This window comes from Kitasatospora sp. NPDC088391 (assembly GCF_044753345.1).
Lineage (GTDB): Bacteria > Actinomycetota > Actinomycetes > Streptomycetales > Streptomycetaceae > Kitasatospora.
This window is the reverse complement of sequence record NZ_JBIVNB010000002.1, coordinates 1-19,711: the sequence shown is the minus strand read 5'-3', so window position 1 is coordinate 19,711 and position 19,711 is coordinate 1. Positions and strand designations below refer to the sequence as shown.

Here is a 19,711-nt window from a genome sequence, read left to right as displayed (position 1 = left end):
GGGCGCGGCGCCCGCGCGGCAGGCTTCGGGGCGGCGGACTTCAGGGCGGCGCGCCTCAGTAGGGGCGCGCCTCCCACGGGCTGTCCGCCGGGCGCAGCGCCTCCAGGCCGCCGGGGCGGCCGTTCGCCGCGTGCAGCGCCAGCGCCCCGGTGGTCAGGGTCGGGTTGTGCAGCTCGCCCGCCAGGATCTTGTCGACCAGTTCGCCGAGCGGCACCCAGGCGGCCTCCAGCTCCAGCTCCTCGCCGTGCGCGGCGTACTTCTCGCCGTCGGCCTCGGACAGCCCAGTGGCGAGGAACAGCCGGACGGCCTCGTCGCTGCCGCCGGGCGAGGTGTAGAAGTCGACCAGCACCCGCCACTGCCCGGCCTTGCAGTGGGCCTCCTCGAACAGCTCCCGCTGCGCCGCGTGCAGCGGGTTCTCGCCGGGCACGTCGAGCAGCCCCGCGGGCAGCTCCCAGAGCCGCTGCCGGACGGGGTGCCGGTACTGGCGCAGCGTCAGGACCCGTCCGGCGTCGTCGACGGCGAGGACCGCGACCGAGCCGGGGTGCAGCTGGTAGTCGCGCTGGGCCCAGCTCCCGTCCGGCATCCGGACCTGCTCGCTGCGCACGCCCGTCACCTTGCCCTCGAACGGCGTCCGCCCGTCCCGGACGTCCCAATGCTCCGCGGCGTCCCGAATCCCGGCCACAGCCACCACACCCCTTCTCGTCAGTTAGACACAATCTACCGGACGGGCGGGCCCCGACACGCCGAACCGCCCGCCCCGGCGGGTGCGGGACGGGCGGTTCGGACGGAGCGGGGTCAGCCGACCTTGCGCTCGATCGCCGCGGCGACCAGGCCCGCGAACAGCGGGTGCGGGCGGGTCGGGCGGGACTTCAGCTCGGGGTGGGCCTGGGTGGCGACCAGGTAGGGGTGCACCTCGCGCGGGTACTCGACGTACTCGACCAGGTCGCCCTTCGGGGAGAGGCCGGAGAACTGCAGGCCGGTCTTCTCCAGGTCGGCGCGGTAGGCGTTGTTGACCTCGTAGCGGTGGCGGTGGCGCTCCTCGACGTACTGCTCGCCGCCGTACACCTCGCGCACGATCGAGCCCTCGGCGAGCTTCGCCGGGTACAGGCCCAGGCGCATGGTGCCGCCCAGGTCGCCCTTGCCGTCGACGATGGCGAGCTGCTCGGCCATGGTCGAGATCACGGGGTACTTCGCGGCGGAGTCGAACTCGGTGGAGTTCGCCTCGGGCAGCCCGGCCAGGTTCCGGGCCGCCTCGATGACCACGCACTGCAGGCCCAGGCACAGGCCCAGCAGCGGGATGCGGTTCTCCCGGCCGTAGGTGATCGCCGCGACCTTGCCGTCCACGCCCCGGTCGCCGAAGCCGCCGGGGATGCAGATCGCGTCGACGTCGCCGAGCTGCTCCTGCGCGCCCTCGGGGGTCTCGCAGTCGTCCGAGGTGACCCACTTGATCTGGACCCGGGCGTTGTTGGCGAAGCCGCCGGCCCGCAGCGCCTCGGTCACCGACAGGTAGGCGTCCGGCAGGTCGATGTACTTGCCGACCAGCGCGACCTTGACCTCGTGCTGCGGCTCGTGGACCCGGCGCAGCAGGTCGTCCCAGGTGGTCCAGTCCACGTCCCGGAACGGCAGGTCGAGGCGGCGCACCACGTACGCGTCCAGGCCCTCGCCGTGCAGCACCTTCGGGATGTCGTAGATCGACTTGGCGTCGATCGCGGCGACCACGGCCTCCTCGTCGACGTCGCACATCAGCGAGATCTTGCGCTTGATGGCCTGCGGCACCTCGCGGTCGGCGCGCAGCACGATCGCGTCGGGCTGGATGCCGATGTTGCGCAGCGCCGCCACCGAGTGCTGGGTGGGCTTGGTCTTCAGCTCGCCGGACGGGCCGATGTACGGCAGCAGCGAGACGTGCACGAAGAACACGTTGTCGCGGCCGACCTCGTGGCGGACCTGGCGGACCGCCTCCAGGAACGGCAGCGACTCGATGTCGCCGACGGTGCCGCCGACCTCGGTGATCACCACGTCGACGTCCTCGGTCGCCATCCGGCGGATCCGGGACTTGATCTCGTTGGTGATGTGCGGGATGACCTGGACGGTGTCGCCGAGGTACTCGCCGCGCCGCTCCTTGGCGATCACGGTGGAGTAGACCTGGCCGGTGGTGACGTTCGCCGAACCGTGCAGGTTGGTGTCGAGGAAGCGCTCGTAGTGGCCGATGTCGAGGTCGGTCTCGGCGCCGTCGTCGGTGACGAAGACCTCACCGTGCTGGAACGGGTTCATGGTGCCCGGGTCCACGTTGAGGTACGGGTCGAGCTTCTGCATCGTCACCCGCAGGCCGCGGGCCTTGAGCAGGGCGCCGAGGCTGGAGGCGGTGAGGCCCTTGCCCAGCGAGGAGGCGACACCCCCGGTGACGAAGAGGTGCTTGGTCGTCACGGCGCGGCCGTTGGCCGACTTGCCGGAATGGGGCTGTGCCAAGAGGGGGCTCCCGTGGGTCGCGTGTCGGAGAGTGACGCCGGTGGAGGGGCTCCCGGCCCTCGTTCCCACCAGTTCCACGGGATACCAGCGTATCAGTGCCCCGGCGAGTGCTCGCCCGCGTCCGGGTGGACGGTTCCCGGACGAATCGATCGGACGGCCCATCCGGGCAGGTCAGGGCGGCCCGCAGGGGGCGGAGCGGGGCGCGCTCCGGGGCGCGTGCTGCCGCCCGAACCATCCGAATCCACGTATTCTGCTCAAACGTCGACATCCTCGCCCGACCCGTGCGCGCCGCCGCCGCGGGGGCACGCTGGAACGGAGAACCATGGCCGGTCGCATCGAGGACTACGCGCTCATCGGCGACATGCAGACCGCCGCCCTGGTCAGCCGGGACGGCGCGGTCGACTGGCTGTGCCTGCCGCGCTTCGACTCGCCCGCCGTGTTCGCGGGCCTGCTCGGCACCGACGAGCACGGCTTCTGGCGGATCGGCCCGGCCCTGCCGGTCGAGGACCGGCCCGCCCCGCCACCGCCCCGCCCGACCCTGCTCGGCCCCGGCGAGCCTCCGCTGCCGCACACCGCGGCCGCGCCCGCCGTCCCGTGCGACCGGCGCCGCTACCGGGGCGACTCGCTGGTCCTGGAGCAGGAGTGGGACACCCAGGGCGGCACCGTGCGGGTCACCGACTTCATGCCGCCCCGCCACCTGCTCGGCACCCCCGACGTGCCGCAGATGATCCGGATCGTCGAGGGCGTCTCCGGCCGGGTCCGGATGCGCTCCGCGGTGCGGATGCGCTTCAGCTACGGCCGGATCGTCCCCTGGGTGCACCGGGTCGAGCAGCCCGACGGCGGCCACCGCACCGTCGCCGTCGCCGGACCGGACTCGGTCTGGCTGGACGGCGAGGCCGAGACCTACGGCCGCGACCTGACCACCTACGCCGACTTCACCGTCACCGCGGGCGAGCGGATCGCCTTCGGCCTGACCTGGAAGGCCTCGCACGAGCCCGCGCCCGCCCCGCCGGACGCCGAGGGCGCGCTCGCCTCCACCGAGCGGTTCTGGCGCGACTGGGTCGGCCAGTGCACCTACCGCGGCCCCTACCGGGAGGCCGTGGTCCGCTCGCTGATCACCCTCAAGGCGCTCACCTACGCCCCCACCGGCGGCATCGTCGCCGCCCCCACCACCTCGCTGCCCGAGGACCTCGGCGGCGAGCGCAACTGGGACTACCGCTACACCTGGCTGCGGGACGCCGCGATCACGCTCTCCTCGCTGCTGCGCACCGGCTACCGCGAGGAGGCCCGGGCCTGGCGCGAGTGGCTGCTGCGCGCGGTCGCCGGCGACCCGGAGAACCTGCAGATCATGTACGGCATCGCCGGGGAGCGCGAACTCACCGAGTCCGAGCTCGACTGGCTGCCCGGCTACGAGGGCTCCCGCCCGGTCCGGGTCGGCAACGGCGCCGCCGGGCAGCTCCAGCTCGACGTGTACGGCGAGGTCGTCGAGGCCCTGCACCTGGCCACCATGTCCGGCCTGTCCCGGCACGACCACGCCCACCAGCTCCAACTGCGCCTGATCGAGTACCTGGAGGACCACTGGCGCGACCCCGACGAGGGCATCTGGGAGGTCCGCGGCCCGCGCCGGCACTTCGTGCACTCCAAGGTGATGGCCTGGGTCGCCGTCGACCGCACCCTGAAACTGCTGGAGCAGGCCGACGAGCAGCCCGCCGACCTGGTCGAACGCTGGACGGCGCTGCGCGCGGAGATCCACGCCGACGTCTGCGCCAAGGGCTACGACCCGCGGCGCAACACCTTCACCCAGTACTACGGCGGCCAGGAGCTGGACGCCTCGCTGCTGCTGATCCCGCAGGTCGGCTTCCTGCCGCCGGACGACAAGCGGGTGATCGGCACCGTCGAGGCGATCCAGCGCGAACTGTCCACCGAGGACGGCTTCGTGCTGCGCTACCCGACCCACGACGAACAGGGCAACAACGTCGACGGGCTGTCCGGGCACGAGGGCGCGTTCCTGGCCTGTTCGTTCTGGCTGGCCGACGACCTGGCGATGATCGGCCGGGTCGGCGAGGCCCGCGAGCTGTTCGACCGGCTGCTGGCGCTGCGCAACGACCTGGGGCTGCTCGCCGAGGAGTGGGACCCGCGGGCCCGCCGCCAGGTCGGCAACTTCCCGCAGGCGTTCAGCCACGTCCCGCTGATCGACACGGCGCTGCGGCTGACCGCCGCCGGCGGGATCGACCTGGCGAACTGACCGGCCGTCAGGGGCGGCGCTGCACCAGCTCGTCGTAGATGCTCAGCACCTGGGCGACGGTCGCCGCCTCGTCCGGCCAGGTCCGGGCCTGCGCCCGGCCCGCGGCGGCGAGTTCGGCCCGGTGCCGCCCGTCGGCCAGCAGTTCGCGGACCGCGCCGCCGAGCGCCGGGGCGTCCGCGAACGGGACCAGCACCGCGGCGTCGCCGACCAGTTCGGGCACCCCGCCGACGGCGGTCGCCACCACCGGGACGCCCGCCCGCATCGCCTCCTGGGCGACCAGCGAGCGGGCCTCCCAGCGCGAGGACAGCACCACGGCGTCGGCGGCGGCCAGCAGGTCGGGGATGTCGGCGCGGTAGCCGAGCAGTTCGACCGGCAGCTGCTCGGCGGCGACCCGGTCGCGCAGGGCCTGCCGCTCGGGGCCGTCGCCGGCCAGCAGCACCCGCGGCGCCGGGGCGCCGGGCGCGGCGAAGTGCGGGACGGCGTCCAGCAGCAGCCCGAAGCACTTCTGCATCACCAGCCGGCCGATCGCCAGCACCACGGGGCGGCCGTCGTCGCCGCCGGGCAGCGCCGCCCGGGCCTGCGCCCGGTCCAGCGTGCCGGGCGGCATCGGCGGGGCCGCGACCGGGCCCAGCCGGGCGTCGGTGGCGCCGAGTTCGCGGGCCCGGGCCACCAGGTCGGAGGAGGCGCCGAGGACCAGGTCGGCGGCCCGCACCACCCGGCGCTCCATCAGCCGCTGCAGGCGGCGGTCCAGGCCGGTGGTCAGCAGCGCGTGGTGCGAGGTCACCACCAGCGGCGTCTCCGGGCGGATGCCGGGGAACCGGCCGGCGGTGCGCAGCGCCAGGTCGGCCAGCAGGCCGGCCCGCAGGCCGTGCGCGTGCACCACGTCGGCGCCGGTGAAGGCGCGGCGCAGCTCGCCGATGGCGAGGGCGTCGCTGCGCGCCCCCGAGGTGGGGGTGATGTCGACGGTGTGCAGGCGGGCGCCCGCGGCGGAGAAGCCGAACAGCCGGTCGGTGCCCTCGGGCGCGCAGACCGTGACGGCGACGCCGTGCGCGACCAGCCCCCGGGTGAGGGAGCGCACGTGGGCGCCGATGCCGCCGGTCGCGGCGGAAAGGACGAGCACCACGTGCAGCTGGGGGGCCGCGGCGGCCCGGGCGGCGGAATGCTCCACGTCTGTCTCGCTCCGACTCGTTGTCAGCTGGTGTCCGGTCGCCACGATGCCAGGTCGGTCGGGCTCTTGGACAGTCGCCCGCCGCGACGGGCGCGTCGCCCCGGGCCGGTCGGGCCCGGGGCGACGCGGTGGCACCGTACGGCCCGGGTCAGTGGGCGCGGGCGGTCCGGGCGGCGGCGAGGAGTTCCTCCGCGTGCGCCCGGCCGAGCTCGGAGTCCTCCAACCCGGCCAGCATCCGGGACAGTTCGCGTACCCGCTGCTCGTCGTCGAGGGTCTTGACGCCGCTGCGGGTGACGGTGCCGTCGTTGGTCTTCTCCACCATCAGGTGCCGGTCCGCGAACGCGGCGACCTGCGGGAGGTGGGTGACCACCACGACCTGGGCGCTGCGGGCGAGTTTGGCCAGCCGGCGGCCGATCTCGACCGCGGCCTTGCCGCCGACGCCCGCGTCGACCTCGTCGAACAGGTAGGTCGGCACCGGGTCGGCCCCCGCGAACACCACCTCGACGGCCAGCATGACGCGCGACAGCTCGCCGCCGGAGGCACCCTTGGCGATCGGGCGGGGCTGCGCGCCGGGGTGCGGGGCGAGCAGCACCTCGACCTCGTCGACGCCGTGCGGGCCGTACGAGACGGTGCGGCCCTCGATCTCGATCCCGGACAGGTCGTCGACCTGGCCGATCGCGAAGGTCACCCGGGCGTGCGGCATGGCGAGTTCGGCGAGCTCGTCGGAGACCGCGGCGGCGAACTTGTCGGCCGCCGCCGACCTGGCCCGCGACACCTCGGCCGCCAGGTCGGCCAGCCGGGCCCGCAACTCGGTCTCCCGGGCGCCGAGTTCGTCGATCCGCTCGTCGTCGCCGTCGAGTTCGAGCAGCCGCACCGAGCCGGTCTCGGCCCAGGCGAGCGCCTCGACGAGGGTGCCCTCGGTGCCGGAGTACTTGCGCACCAGGTGGGCCAGGACGGCGCGGCGGTCCTCGACCGCGGCCAGCCGCACCGGGTCGGCGTCCAGGTCGTCGGCGTACCCGGCGAGGTCGCCGGCCACGTCGGCGAGCAGGTAGCCGACCTCGCCGAGCCGGTCGGCGAGACCGGCCAGGCGCTCGTCGTGGTGGCGGACCGCGTCGACGGCGCGGCGGGCCTGGGCCAGCAGGGTGCCCGCGTCGACGCCCTCCGGGTCGGCGGGGTCGCCGGCCAGCGCGGCGTGCGCGAGCGTCGCCGCGGAGGACAGCGCGTCGGCGTGGCCGAGGCGTTCGGCCTCGGCGGCGAGTTCGGCGTCCTCCCCGGCGACCGGCTCGGCGGCGGCGATCTCCTCCAGGCCGAAGCGCAGCAGGTCGGCCTCCTGGGCGCGTTCGCGGGCCCGGGTGGTGAGCTCCTCCAGGGTCGCGGACACCTCCCGCAGCTCCCGGTACACCTCGCGGTAGCGGCCCAGCGGCTCGGCGACGGCCTCGCCCGCGTACCGGTCGAGGGCGCCGCGCTGCCGGGACGGGCGCAGCAGGCGCTGCTGGTCGGTCTGGCCGTGCACGGCGATCAGGTCCTCGCCGAGCTCGGCGAGCAGGCCGACCGGGACGGCCCGGCCGCCGACGTGCGCGCGGGAGCGGCCCTCGGCGGAGACGGTGCGGCTGATCAGCAGCTCACCGTCGTCGAGCTCGGCCCCGGCCTCGATCGCCCTGGCCAGCACCGGCGACTTCGGGTCGAGGCTCAACCGGCCCTCCACCACGGCCCGTTCGGAGCCGTTGCGCACCAGCGCCGGGTCGGCCCGGCCGCCGAGCAGCAGCCCGAGGCTGGTCACCACCATGGTCTTGCCCGCACCGGTCTCCCCGGTGACGGCGGTGAACCCGGGGGCGAGTTCGACCACCGCGTCGTCGATGACGCCCAGATCCCGTATCCGCATCTCGTCCAGCACGGGGTCGACCTTACGAGGTTCCACCGTCGCTTTGCGACGACCGCCCCCGGTTTCACGCCCTCGTGGCGGCCGGCTCGGGCACCGGCACGGTCAGGCGCGGCAGGAACAGCTGCACCAGCGGGCCGATGGCCAGCGCGTAGGCGAGGGTGCCGACGCCGAAGGTCCCGCCGAGGGCGATGCCGACGGCCAGCACGGTCAACTCGATGCCGGTGCGGATCAGCCGGACGGAGCGGCCGGTGCGGCGGTGCAGGCCGGTCATCAGGCCGTCGCGCGGGCCCGGGCCGAGCCGGGCGCCGATGTACAGGCCGGTGGCGAGGCCGTTCAGGACGATCCCGGCCGCCAGCAGCGGCAGCCGCACCGCGAGCGCGTGCGGGGGCGGCAGCAGCGCCAGCGTGGCGTCCATCGCCGCGCCCAGCACCAGCACGTTGCCGACCGTGCCGACGCCGGGCCGCTGCCGCAGCGGGACCCACAGCAGCAGCACCAGCGCGCCGACCACCGTCACCCAGGTGCCGACCGAGCCGCCCACGTGCCGGGCCAGGCCCTGGTGCAGCACGTCCCACGGGTTGCCGCCGAGCGAGGAGCGCAGCACCAGGCCCATCGAGACGCCGTACAGGACCAGCCCGGCCGCCAGCTGCGCCAGGCGGCGCGGCAGGTCGGTGCGGGGGGCGGACAGGGAAAGGGAGAGCGCCATCGGGTGGACCTCTTCTCGGGCCGTGCTTGCCGTCTCTCGGCACTGCACGCCACTATGGACAGTCCAAAAGGCGGCCCGACAGGGCCAATCCGATCCAGGTGGACCGATTTCGATGGCCGAGTGGCACAGCACCCTGACCCCGCACGCCCTGGCCGACCGGCTCCCCCCGGCGGACGGCCGCCGCCCCGCCTACCGCTCCCTCGCCGACCGGGTCTCCCGACTCGTCGCCGACGGCCGCCTCCCGGTCGGCACCCGGCTGCCCTCCGAACGCGAACTCGCCGCCGAACTGCGGCTGTCCCGCACCACCGTCGCCGCCGCCTACGAGGCGCTGCGCACCGACGGCTTCCTGCGCTCCCGGCGCGGCGCCGGCTCCTGGACCGCCCTGCCCGCGGGCACCCGCCCGCCCGCCGACGGCCTGCACCCCGTCTCCCCCGACCGGGGCGACGTCCTCGACCTCGGCCTGGCCGCGCCCACCGCCCCGCCGCAGCTCGCCGAGGCCGCCGCGTACGCCGTCGCCCAGCTCCCCGCCTACACCGGCGGGCACGGCAACTACCCGACCGGCCTGCCGGTGCTCCGCGAGGCCGTCGCCCGCCGCCTCACCGAACGCGGCCTGCCCACCGGCCCCGACCAGGTGATGATCACCACCGGGGCGATGAGCGCCCTGCACCTGGTCCACCAGGCCCTGCTGGGCCGCGGCGACCGGGTCGCCGTCGAGGCCCCCAGCTACGTCAACACGCTGCGCGCCCTGCAGCGCTCCGGCGCCCGCCTGGTCCCCGTCCCGTTCGCCGTCGGCCCCGACGGCGCCGACGGGACCGCCGGCTGGGACCTCCCCCAGTGGCAGCGGGTGCTGCGCGGCGCCGCCCCGAAACTCGCCTCCACCGTCCCCGACTTCCAGAACCCCACCGGCGCCCTGATCGACGAGGACCAGCGCCGCGCCCTGCTCGCGCACGCCCGGGCCGCCGGCACCGCCGTCGTCACCGACGAGACCTGCGCCGAACTCGGCTGGGACGTCGCCGACGCCGACCTGCCCCGCCCGCTCGCCGCCCTCGACCGGGACGCCCAGGTGATCACCGTCGGCTCGGCCGGCAAACTGCTCTGGCCCGGCCTGCGGATCGGCTGGCTGCGCGCCCAGCCCTCCCTGATCCGGCGGCTGGCCGTCGACCGGGCCCTCTACGACCTCGGCACGGCCGTCCTCGACCAGCTGGTCGCGGCCCGCCTGCTGACCGAGCACCTGGCCGCCGTCCGCGCCGACCGGCACGCCCAACTGCGCGCCACCGCCGAGGCGTTCACCCGCCTGCTGCCCGCGCACTTCCCCGCCTGGCGGGCCGCCGCGCCGCCCGGCGGCCTCGCCCTGTGGGTCGCCACCCCCGGCACCTCCGCCAGCGCACTCGCCCGGGCCGGCGAACGCCTCGGCGTCCGGATCGCCGCCGGCGCCGGATTCGGCGTCGACGGCGCCTTCGAGGAGTACCTGCGGCTGCCGCTCACCCTGCCCGCCGACCGGGTCGAGGAGGCCCTGCGCCGGGTCGCCGAGGCCGCCGAACTCGCCCGCGCCGAACGGTTCTCCCGCACCGACCCGGCCATCGCCGACCTCTGACCCGGCGTCAACCGGACGCCGCCGGTCAGCAGTTGTCCGACCGCCCGCGCCACCCCACCACCGGCAGCGCGAACTTCGCCACCAGCCGGTCCGTGAACGGCGCCCGGTGCAGCCGCGCCAGCCGCACCGGCGTCTTGCCGCGCCGCACCTCCACCCGCGCGCCCGCCGGCAGCTCCGCCGACCGGCGCCCGTCGCACCACAGCACCCCGTGCGGCGTCTTCGGCAGCACCTCCACCGCCAGCACCGAGTCCGGCGACGTCACCAGCGGCCGCGCGAACAGCGCGTGCGCGCTGATCGGCACCATCAGCAGCGCCTCCACCTCCGGCCACACCACCGGCCCGCCGCCCGAGAACGCGTACGCCGTCGACCCCGTCGGCGTGGACAGCACCACCCCGTCGCAGCCGAACGTCGACACCGGACGGCCGTCCACCTCGGTGACCACCTCCAGCATCCGGTCCCGGGACGCCTTCTCCACCGACGCCTCGTTCAGCGCCCAGTCCTCGTGCAGCACGTCGCCGTTGGCGCGCACCAGCACGTCGACGGTCATCCGCTCCTCGACCTCGTAGTCGGCCGCCACCACCCGCTCGACCACCGTCGCCAGGTCGTCGCGCTCCGCCTCCGCGAGGAAGCCCACCCGGCCCAGGTTGATCCCCAGCATCGGCAGCCCCGACTCCCGGGCCAGTTCCGCGCCCCGCAGCAGCGTGCCGTCACCGCCCGCGACCAGGATCAACTCGCAGCCGTCCGCCGCCCCGTGCCCGCCCGGCACCAGCTCCACGCCCTCCGGCAGGTCCAGGCCCACCGCCTCGGCCTCCAGCAGCCGGATCCGGATCCCCGCCCGCAGCAGTCCGTCGACCAGCCCCTCGACGCTGCGCAGCGCCGCCTCCCGGCCGGTGTGCGCGATCAGGAAGACCGTACGTCGATCGCTCATTGCCCGCTGCCCTCTCCCTCTGCCGGCCCGGCCACCCTGGCCCGACCGCGGCCTGCCAGTGTGCGCAACCCCCGGACGCCTGCCAAGTACCCTACTGGGGGCCCTCCGCCACGGCCCGGTCCGCGGCGGCCGGGTCCAGCGGGTCCGCGTCCCGGCGCAGCCACAGGAAGTACTCCACGTTCCCCGACGGCCCCGGCAGCGGCGACGCCGTCACCGCCCGCACCCCCAGGCCCGACTGCCGGGCCTGCCCGGCCACCTGACGGATCGTCTCCGCCCGCAGCTCCGGCGAGCGCACCACCCCGCCCGACCCCAGCCGCTCCTTGCCGATCTCGAACTGCGGCTTCACCATCAGCACGAGGTCCGCGTCCGGCGCCGCGCAGCCCGTCAACGCGGGCAGCACCAGGCCCAGCGAGATGAACGACAGGTCGCCCACCACCAGGTCGACGAGCTCCCCGCCGATCAGCTCCGGCGTCAGCTCCCGCACGTTCGTCCGGTCCATCACCGTCACCCGCGCGTCGCTCTGCAACGACCAGGCCAGCTGCCCGTAGCCGACGTCCACCGCCAGCACGTGCGCCGCGCCCGCGCGCAGCAGCACGTCCGTGAACCCGCCCGTCGACGCGCCCGCGTCCAGCGCCCGCCGGCCCTCCACCACCAGGCCCTGCGGCCCGAACGCCGCGAACGCGCCCGCCAGCTTGTGCCCGCCGCGCGACACGTAGTCCGGGTCCGCGTCGTCCTTCGCGACCACCACCGCCGCCGCGGTCTCCACCTGCGTCGCCGGCTTCGTCGCGACCGCCCCGCCCACCGTCACCCGGCCCGCCGCGATCAACTCGCTCGCGTGCTCCCGCGACCTGGCCAGCTTGCGGCGCACCAGCTCCGCGTCCAGACGGCGTCGTGCCACTGCCACTGCTACGTCAGCTCCCACCATCGCGTGTCGTCACTCGCGGTCCAGATCCGCGAGGGTCGCGGCGAGCCGCGCATGGACATCTTCGTACACCCCGGCCCACTGCTCCGCCCCCACCCCGTCCGACTCCCCCAGCCGGGCCAGCGCCTCGTCCACCGCGGCCTCCCCCGTCCAGGGCACCTCACTCACCGCCGCCGCCCGCCCCCGGGGCCGCCTTCTTCGCGGCGGCCTTCTTCGCGGGCTTCGGCGCGGCGGCCTTCTTCGCGGCGGCCTTCTTCGCGGGAACCTCCTCCCCCGGGGCCCTCCGCCCGGACGCCGCCGGGGCCTTCTTCGCCGCGGGCCGCTTCGCCGGGGCAGCCCCCTCGGACGGGGCACCCGCCACCGGGGCCCCCTTCCGCGCCGACGCCTTCTTCACCGGCAGCGGCGCGCTCGGCGAGGCGTCGGCCCCCACCGAAGGGGCCGGGGCCGCGGGCCGCCGCACGGGCGCCTTCCGCGCCACCGTCCGCGGCGTCGCCGCCTGCTCCTCGCCCGCCGGGGCCCGTCGCGGCACCGAGCGCTGCGCGGCCGTCTGCTTCGCCGCCGCGCCCTTGCGCACCGCGGCCTTCCGGACCGGGGCCGCCGGGGCGGCCTCCGCCGGGGCCCTGCGCGCCGCCGCCTTCTTCACCCCGGACGCCGAACCCGCCGCCTGCTTGCGGGCCGCCGCCTTCCGCGCCGTCGCCCGCGGGCCGCGCACCGGCGGCGCCTCTGCGGGCACCGGCGGCGCCACCGGCTCCTCGTCCCAGCCCGCGTCGAACAGGCCCTGCGCGCGGGCCGCCGGCCGGACCACCGGCTCCGCGCGCTCCGGCCCGTCCTCCGCCACCGGCTCGGACCGCCCGGGCTCCGCGGGCCCGGCCGCCGGGTCGTCCACCTCGCGGAGCCTCGACTCCAGGAAGCTCAGCACCACGCCGACCTTCACCACCTGGTCGCCGACCTTCTCGAACACCCGCTCCGCCTCGCCCCGGGCCACACCCGCGACCAGATCCACCCCGGCCCGTCCGGCCGTCACGGCCTCCCCGGCGAGCGTCCTCAACTGCTCGACAGCGGGCGGCAGTTCGCCACCGAGCTGGAGCAGCCCCTCGGCCGCGTCCAGCACCCGGCGCCCGGCCTCCTCGGCCACCTGCGCCGCAACCACCACCACACCCCGCACACCCTGCACCGCGTCCCGCAGCATCCGCCCGCCTCCTCGACCGCCACCGACTGCCGGTCCGACGCTACCCTCTCCCGACCGGCGCCGTCCGCCGCTGCGCTAGCGTGGAACGCCGAACGACCACCGACAGGAGCACGCCGCACCCATGGCCAGCATCGAGGAGTGCCACCGCGCACTGGAGCAGCTCAGCCGCAACCTCGCCACCGCGGGCGGCGACGTCCGCAAGGCCGCCGAACTCGACCGGTCGCTCAGCTGCCACCTCACCGACCTCGACCTGACCTTCACCGGCCGCCTCACCGCCGGACGGCTCGCCGACATCGCCGACCACCCCGGCCCGCCCGCCGCCAAGGCCGACATCCGCCTCACCACCACCGGCGACGACCTGGTCGCCCTGGTCGACGGCCGCCTCCCCTTCCCCACCGCCTGGGCCACCGGCCGCCTCAAGCTCGACGCCGGCTTCCGCGACCTGCTCCGCCTGCGCACCCTGCTCTGAGCACCCCGACCGGAGGACCGGCCCGGGGCAGCGACTCGACCGCCGCCGCCCACCGGCCGCCCGACGGGCCGTCAGCCCGCCGCGGGCAGCCCCGCCAGCGCCTTCGCCGACTCCGGCACCGCACCGTCCGCCGCCGCGTCCGCGCACGTCCAGGCCGCCGCGCACAGCGCCCGCAGCGCGTCGATCCGCGCGCCCCCGCCCGCCAGGGTCAGCGCCCCGCCGTCCACACCCGCCTCCCAGCCGCCGCAACCGAACCGGCCGCCGCCCAGCGCCGCCACCTCCGGCTGCGGCTCCAGCAGGCCCCGCAGGTCCTCCGCCAGGTACGTCGGCCGGTGCCGCAGCGGCGCCGCCAGCACCTCCTCCGGCGTCGCCACGCCCGTGAACACCAGCAGCGAGTCCACCCCGCCGTTGAACGCGCCCTCGATGTCGGTGTCCAACCGGTCGCCCACCACCAGCGGACGCTCCGCCCCCGTCCGCAGCACCGTCTCCCGGTGCATCGGCGGCAGCGGCTTCCCCGCCACCTCCGGCACCGCCCCGGTCGCCGCCCGCACCGCCGCCACCAGCGTCCCGTTGCCCGGCGCGATGCCCCGCGCCGTCGGGATCGACAGGTCCGTGTTCGACGCCACCCACGGCAGCCCCCGGCCCACCGCGTACGACGCCTCCGCCAGGTCCTTCCACCCCACCGACGGGTCGTAGCCCTGCACCACCGCCGCCGGGTCCTCGTCCAGCGACCGCACCGGCACCAGCCCGCGCTCCTCCAGCGCCTCCACCAGCCCCGCCCCGCCGACCACCAGCACCCGCGACCCCGCCGGAACCTTCTCCGCCACCAGCCGCGCCGCGGCCTGCGCCGAATTGATCACGTCCCCGGGCTCGGCCGGCACCCCCAGCTCCGTCAGGTGCTCCGCCACCACCCGCGGCGGCCGCGACGCGTTGTTCGTGACGTACGCCAACCGCATCCCCGCCGCCCGGGCCCGCTCCAACGACTCCACCGCGTGCCCGATCGCGTGCGGCCCCGCGTACACCACCCCGTCCAGGTCGAGCAGCGCCGTGTCGTACGCCTCCGTCAGCGCCACCGCACAGGCCCCCGGCACGCTCCGCACCACCGCGGCACTCTCCGTCATCGCTGCTCCACCCTCGCCACCTCGAACCGAACGAACACCCGCCACCCTAGAGCCCCCGACGGGACGGGGCCTCAGGCCGCCTCCGGCCCGTCCGGCGGCGCCACGTAGCCCGGCGCGCCCGGCAGCAGCGGCCCGTACGCGCCCGCCCGGGCCGCCAGCGTCGCCCGGGTCTGCCGCAGCGCCGCCCGGTAGTGCGCGTTGCCCGGACTCATCGCCACCGCCAGCGCCAGGTGCTCCGCCGACACCTCGAAGTCCCCCAGCCGGGCCGCCGACATCCCCCACCCGAACTGCGCGTAGTCGTCCGACGGATCGGCCACCGCCACCACCCGGAAACTCTCCAACGCCGCCCGGTACTGCCCCGCGTCGAACTGCGCCCGCGCCAACGCCTCCCGGATCGACCCCGACTCCGGCTCCGCCTCCGCCGCCCGCGCCAGCAACTGCACCGCCGCCGCCGGATGCCGCTCCTCCAGCAGCCGCACCCCGCGCCGGAACCAGTCGTACACCCCGCCGCCCGGCGCCCCGTCCGCCCCGTCCCCGGGAACAGCCGCCGCCCCGTCCGCGCTGTCGCCCCCGTGCTCCCCGCGACCCATCCGCACCCACCGCCTTCCCGTCCGCCCAGCTCACCCGCCCACCCGTGATCCGGACGGACCAGCCCGACCCGATCTCCCCACAAGGACTACCCGACTAACATGCCCAGAATGAGCGCCCCTCGTGCCGAAAGCGGCATCGAGCCCTCGGGCGGCCCCGGAGACCCCGGGCACGTCGCCACCGCAGGGCTGTCCCTCTCACCGTTCCGCGGCCTGCGCTACGACCCGCGCCGGGTCGGCGACCTGGCCGCCGTCACCTCCCCGCCCTACGACGTGGTCGACCCAGGACGGCGCCTCGACCTGGAGACCGCCGACCCGCACAACATCGTCCGCCTGATCCTCCCCCGCCCCGAACCCGAGGACGCCGGCGACCGCCCCGACCGCGACACCCGCTACCGGCACGCCGCCCGCCTGCTCCGCGACTGGCAGCGCCAGGGCGTCCTCACCGCCGACCCGCGCCCCGCGCTCTACGTCTACGAGCAGCGCACCCCGTCCGGCTCCCTCCAGCGCGGCCTGATCGGCGCCCTCGCCGTCAGCGGCCCCGAGGCCGGCGTCGTCCTCCCGCACGAGGACGTCATGCCCAAGCCCGTCGCCGACCGGGTCGGCCTGATGCGCACCACCCGGGCCAACCTCGAACCGCTGCTGCTCACCTACCGCGGCAAGGGCCGCGCCGCCGACGTCGTCGAACGCACCGCCGCCGGCGAGCCCCTGCTCGCCACCACCACCAGCGACGGCACCGACCACCGCCTGTGGGCCGTCACCGACCCCGCCGACCTCGCCGACGTCACCCGCGACCTCGCCACCTGCCGCGCCCTGATCGCCGACGGCCACCACCGCTGGGAGATGTACCTGCGCCTGCAGCGCGAGCACCGCCACCTCCCGCGCAGCCCCTGGGACCGCGGCCTGGTCCTGCTCGTCGACACCGACCGCTACCCCCTGCGGGTCCGCGCCATCCACCGGGTCCTGCACCGCCTCCCGCTGCCCGCCGCGCTCGCCGCCCTCGACCCCGACGTCTGGCGGGTCACCGAACTCCCCGGCAGCCTCCCCGACGCCCTCAAGGCCCTCGCCGAGGCCCGCACCGGCCCGCGCAACGCCTTCGTCCTCACCCCCGGCGACGGCCGCTTCCTGCTCCTCACCGGCCCCGACGAGCGCACCCTCGCCGCCACCGTCCGCGCCGACCGCCCCGAGGAGTGGCGCCGCCTCGACGCCACCGTCCTGCACGCCGTCCTGCTCGACCGCACCTGGCACGTCCCCGACAGCCCCGAGCACATCGGCTACCTGCACTCCGCCGAGGCCGCCGTCCGCGAGGCCACCCGCACCGGCGGCACCGCCGTCCTGCTCCACCCCGTCGAGGAACGCGTCGTCCGCCGCCTCGCCGAACAGGGCGTCACCATGCCCCGCAAGTCGACCTCCTTCGGACCCAAACCGGCCACCGGACTCGTCCTGCGCTCCCTCGAACTCGGCTGACCCGCGAGACGCCCCGGGAACGCGAAAGGGCCCCGCTCCGTCCGGAGCGGGGCCCTTCCCGTCGGGTCAGCCCTTCTTCGGCTGCTCCTTGTGCTCGTCCTCGTCGTAGTCCTCGTCGACCTCGACGTCGTCCTCGTCGTAGAACTCCTCGACGTCCTCTTCGTCCTCGAAGATCATCCGACCGTCGCCGACGTCGTCCTTGTCGATCTGCCGACGGGCCGGCTCGACCGCCTCGGCACCCTCGGACCCGGCGTCCTCCGCGTCCTCGTCCAGCGCGTCGGTGAACTCGATGCCGTCGATCTCGGCCAGCCGCTCCGAGGCGTTGGTCGAACCGTCCGTGTCCGCCTCCACGGCCTTCACGAACCACTCGCGCGCCTCGTCCGCCCGACCCGCCGCGATCAGCGCGTCGGCGTACGCGTAGCGCAGCCGCGCCGTCCACGGGTGGATCGCCGAGGACGCCAGCTCCGGGCTCTGCAGCGTCACCACGGCGGCGTCGAACTGCTCCAGGTCGGCCCGCGCACCGGCCGCGACCAGCCGCATCTCGACCTGGCCGGCCTTGTCCAGCTGCTTCACCTCGGGCTCACCGGCCATCGCCAGCGCCCGCTCCGGACGGCCCAGACCGCGCTCGCAGTCCGCCATCACCGGCCACAGGTCGGCCCGCCCGGTCATCCGCTTCGCGGCCCGGAACTCGGTCAGCGCCTCCGCGTACCGCTGCGTCATGTACGACGCGAACCCGGCCGCCTCCCGGACGCTCGCCACCCGCGACGCCAGCCGCAGCGCGACCCGCGAGTAGTTGTAGGCCTCCTCCGGCTCGCTGTCGAGCAGCCGCGCCACCATCACCAGGTTGCGCGCCACGTCGTCCGCGAGCGTCTTCGGCAGGCTCTTCAGGTCCTGCTTCACGTCCGCGTCGATCTCGAACCCGGTCACGTCGTCCGGGATCGGCAGCCGCTTCACCGGCTCCTGACGCCGCTCCTCGTACCCGCCCCGGTCGTCCCGGCCCCCGCGGTACCCGCCCCGGTCGTCCCGACGCTCGAACCCGCCACGCTGCGGACGGTCGTCCCGGCCACGGTAGCCACCGCCACCCTGGGGACGGTCGTCGCGGCCACGGTAACCGCCGCCGCCCTGGGGACGGTCGTCGCGGTCACGCCCGTACGACGGACGGTCCTCACGCGGACGGAACCCGCCACCGCCCTGCGGCCGGTCGTCGCGCCCGCGGAAACCACCCTGGGGACGGTCGTCCCGACCCCGGTAGCCGCCACCCTGCGGACGGTCGTCCCGGTCACGCCCGTACGACGGACGCTCGTCGCGGCCGCGGAAGCCACCGCCGCCCTGGGGGCGGTCGTCGCGGCTGCGGAAACCACCCTGGGGGCGGTCGTCCCGACGCTCGAACCCACCACGGTCACGGTCACCGTACGACGGACGGTCCTCACGCGGACGGAACCCGCCACGGTCGCCGCCCTGGGGACGGTCGTCGCGGTCACGCCCGTACGACGGACGGTCCTCACGCGGACGGAACCCGCCCTGGGGACGGTCACCGTACGACGGCCGGTCCTCACGCGGACGGTAGCCGCCGCCGCTCTGCGGACGGTCATCCCGGCCACGGAAACCACCACGGTCGCCACCCTGCGGACGCTCGTCGCGGCCACGGTAGCCACCGCCGCCCTGCGGGCGGTCGTCGCGGCTGCGGAACCCGCCCTGGGGACGGTCGTCCCGACGCTCGAACCCACCACGGTCACGGTCACCGTACGACGGACGGTCCTCACGCGGACGGAACCCGCCACCACTCTGCGGACGGTCGTCGCGCCCGCGGTAGCCACCCTGCGGGCGGTCGTCGCGGCCACGGAACCCGCCGCCCTGGGGACGGTCGTCCCGACCACGGAACCCGCCACGGTCGCCGCCCTGGGGACGGTCGTCGCGGTCACGCCCGTACGACGGACGGTCCTCACGCGGACGGAACCCGCCCTGGGGACGGTCACCGTACGACGGCCGGTCCTCACGCGGACGGTAGCCGCCGCCGCTCTGCGGACGGTCATCCCGGCCACGGAAACCACCACGGTCGCCACCCTGCGGACGGTCATCACGGCCACGGAAACCGCCGCCGCCCTGGGGACGGTCATCGCGGCCGCGGTAGCCGCCGCCACCCTGCGGACGGTCGCCACCGCCGCCGTACGAAGGACGGTCGTCACGGCCGCGGTAACCACCGCCGCCTTGCGGGCGGTCGTCGCGGCCGCGGTAGCCGCCGCCACCACCCTCGCCACGATCGTCACGGCGCGGGCCACGGTCGTTGGACCAGCCTCCACGCGACCTGGGCTCGTACCCCCGGCCGCCGTCGTTTCGGCGCTCGGGCCGGTCCTGGGGCGGGTTCGACATGCTGGTGACTCCTGTCTGCACACTGCGAGCATTAGAGGCGCCACTGCCGATCCATCGACACCAGCGCGCGATCCCGGACGCCGCCGGCCTCACCCGGGCCCGGAACGTCCGTCTTGTCCATTGTCCGGCACACGGGCGGACACCGCGTCCGGGTGCCCGACCGCCGTCCGCCGGCCGTCTGTTCGGCTGAAAGCCCAACAAAAAAAGGCCGAGGCCCCAGCTCATCGCTGGGGCCTCGGCCTATTGAAGAATTGTTCGGCGGCGTCCTACTCTCCCACAGGGTCCCCCCTGCAGTACCATCGGCGCTATGAGGCTTAGCTTCCGGGTTCGGAATGTAACCGGGCGTTTCCCTCATGCTATGACCACCGAAACCCTATCGGGTATTCAGCGAACACACTTTTCAGTTGAAATTTGTGTTACCTACTTACCTGTCGAAATCGATAAATCGATTCCGTACCGGCGATAGCTGTTCGCTACCCGGGAACCACACAGTGAACGCGAGCGTCTGAGGACAAGCCCTCGGCCTATTAGTACCGGTCAACTCCACCCCTCACGAGGCTTCCATATCCGGCCTATCAACCCAGTCGTCTACTGGGAGCC

17 protein-coding genes and 2 rRNA genes are annotated in these 19,711 nt (G+C 75.3%); 4 read left to right on the top strand and 15 right to left on the bottom strand.

Annotated features, from left to right (window positions below):
- Nucleotides 1–55: 55 nt before the first annotated feature.
- Complete coding sequence (locus ACIQBJ_RS04860) at nt 56–682, bottom strand: NUDIX domain-containing protein (RefSeq protein WP_400703617.1); 627 nt, start codon at nt 680–682, stop codon at nt 56–58.
- A 113-nt stretch (nt 683–795) separates the two neighbouring features.
- Complete coding sequence (locus ACIQBJ_RS04855; protein ID WP_400703614.1) at nt 796–2,466, bottom strand: CTP synthase; 1,671 nt, start codon at nt 2,464–2,466, stop codon at nt 796–798.
- Between the two features lie 322 nt (nt 2,467–2,788).
- On the opposite strand from ACIQBJ_RS04855, the gene ACIQBJ_RS04850 reads away from it, so the two are divergent.
- Nucleotides 2,789–4,711, top strand: coding sequence for a glycoside hydrolase family 15 protein (locus ACIQBJ_RS04850; protein WP_400703611.1), 1,923 nt, complete (start codon nt 2,789–2,791; stop codon nt 4,709–4,711).
- A gap of 7 nt (nt 4,712–4,718) precedes the next feature.
- Here ACIQBJ_RS04850 and ACIQBJ_RS04845 read toward each other — a convergent pair whose 3' ends face one another.
- From ACIQBJ_RS04845 to ACIQBJ_RS04835, 3 genes are all read right to left on the bottom strand, one after another.
- Complete coding sequence (locus tag ACIQBJ_RS04845; RefSeq protein WP_400703608.1) at nt 4,719–5,879, bottom strand: glycosyltransferase family 4 protein; 1,161 nt, start codon at nt 5,877–5,879, stop codon at nt 4,719–4,721.
- Between the two features lie 148 nt (nt 5,880–6,027).
- The gene (gene recN, locus ACIQBJ_RS04840) at nt 6,028–7,761 is read right to left on the bottom strand and encodes a DNA repair protein RecN (RefSeq protein WP_400705774.1); all 1,734 of its coding nucleotides are present in this window, start codon (nt 7,759–7,761) and stop codon (nt 6,028–6,030) included.
- Nucleotides 7,762–7,825: 64 nt separating this feature from the next.
- Nucleotides 7,826–8,464, bottom strand: a complete 639-nt coding sequence (locus ACIQBJ_RS04835; protein WP_400703605.1) for a YitT family protein — start codon at nt 8,462–8,464, stop codon at nt 7,826–7,828.
- 112 nt (nt 8,465–8,576) lie between these two features.
- Here ACIQBJ_RS04835 and ACIQBJ_RS04830 point away from each other — a divergent pair, with 112 nt between their 5' ends.
- Complete coding sequence (locus tag ACIQBJ_RS04830) at nt 8,577–10,058, top strand: PLP-dependent aminotransferase family protein (RefSeq protein WP_400703602.1); 1,482 nt, start codon at nt 8,577–8,579, stop codon at nt 10,056–10,058.
- Nucleotides 10,059–10,083: 25 nt separating this feature from the next.
- Here ACIQBJ_RS04830 and ACIQBJ_RS04825 read toward each other — a convergent pair whose 3' ends face one another.
- The 4 genes from ACIQBJ_RS04825 to ACIQBJ_RS04810 all read right to left on the bottom strand — a co-directional run bounded on the left by ACIQBJ_RS04825 (nt 10,084) and on the right by ACIQBJ_RS04810 (nt 13,097).
- Nucleotides 10,084–10,986, bottom strand: a complete 903-nt coding sequence (locus ACIQBJ_RS04825) for an NAD kinase (RefSeq protein ID WP_400703599.1) — start codon at nt 10,984–10,986, stop codon at nt 10,084–10,086.
- 91 nt (nt 10,987–11,077) lie between these two features.
- Nucleotides 11,078–11,911, bottom strand: coding sequence for a TlyA family RNA methyltransferase (locus ACIQBJ_RS04820; protein WP_400703596.1), 834 nt, complete (start codon nt 11,909–11,911; stop codon nt 11,078–11,080).
- Nucleotides 11,912–11,920: 9 nt separating this feature from the next.
- Nucleotides 11,921–12,076 (bottom strand): hypothetical protein, encoded by a 156-nt coding sequence (locus tag ACIQBJ_RS04815; RefSeq protein WP_400703593.1) that lies wholly within the window; start codon nt 12,074–12,076, stop codon nt 11,921–11,923.
- Entirely contained in the window at nt 12,069–13,097 is a 1,029-nt protein-coding gene (locus tag ACIQBJ_RS04810; RefSeq protein WP_400703590.1) for a hypothetical protein, read from the bottom strand. Before ACIQBJ_RS04810 ends, ACIQBJ_RS04815 begins: the two co-directional genes overlap by 8 nt.
- 121 nt (nt 13,098–13,218) lie before the next feature.
- Between ACIQBJ_RS04810 and ACIQBJ_RS04805 the strand changes: the two genes are divergently transcribed.
- The gene (locus ACIQBJ_RS04805) at nt 13,219–13,566 is read left to right on the top strand and encodes an SCP2 sterol-binding domain-containing protein (RefSeq protein ID WP_400703587.1); all 348 of its coding nucleotides are present in this window, start codon (nt 13,219–13,221) and stop codon (nt 13,564–13,566) included.
- Between the two features lie 71 nt (nt 13,567–13,637).
- Here the strand turns inward: ACIQBJ_RS04805 and ACIQBJ_RS04800 are convergent, their stop codons facing one another.
- Complete coding sequence (locus ACIQBJ_RS04800; RefSeq protein ID WP_400703584.1) at nt 13,638–14,687, bottom strand: HAD-IIA family hydrolase; 1,050 nt, start codon at nt 14,685–14,687, stop codon at nt 13,638–13,640.
- 71 nt (nt 14,688–14,758) lie between these two features.
- Nucleotides 14,759–15,277, bottom strand: a complete 519-nt coding sequence (locus tag ACIQBJ_RS04795) for a tetratricopeptide repeat protein (protein WP_400703581.1) — start codon at nt 15,275–15,277, stop codon at nt 14,759–14,761.
- Nucleotides 15,278–15,385: 108 nt separating this feature from the next.
- Between ACIQBJ_RS04795 and ACIQBJ_RS04790 the strand changes: the two genes are divergently transcribed.
- Nucleotides 15,386–16,741, top strand: a complete 1,356-nt coding sequence (locus ACIQBJ_RS04790) for a DUF1015 family protein (protein ID WP_400703578.1) — start codon at nt 15,386–15,388, stop codon at nt 16,739–16,741.
- 66 nt (nt 16,742–16,807) lie between these two features.
- Here the strand turns inward: ACIQBJ_RS04790 and ACIQBJ_RS04785 are convergent, their stop codons facing one another.
- From ACIQBJ_RS04785 to ACIQBJ_RS04770, 4 genes are all read right to left on the bottom strand, one after another.
- A complete protein-coding gene (locus tag ACIQBJ_RS04785) occupies nt 16,808–17,695 on the bottom strand; it encodes a tetratricopeptide repeat protein (protein WP_400703575.1) in 888 nt (295 codons plus the stop codon).
- A complete protein-coding gene (locus ACIQBJ_RS04780) occupies nt 17,692–19,008 on the bottom strand; it encodes a hypothetical protein (RefSeq protein WP_400703572.1) in 1,317 nt (438 codons plus the stop codon). The genes ACIQBJ_RS04785 and ACIQBJ_RS04780 overlap by 4 nt, the downstream gene beginning before the upstream one ends.
- 356 nt (nt 19,009–19,364) lie before the next feature.
- Nucleotides 19,365–19,481, bottom strand: a 5S ribosomal RNA gene (gene rrf, locus ACIQBJ_RS04775).
- 137 nt (nt 19,482–19,618) lie between these two features.
- A 23S ribosomal RNA gene (locus ACIQBJ_RS04770) occupies nt 19,619–19,711 on the bottom strand; the annotation flags it as partial.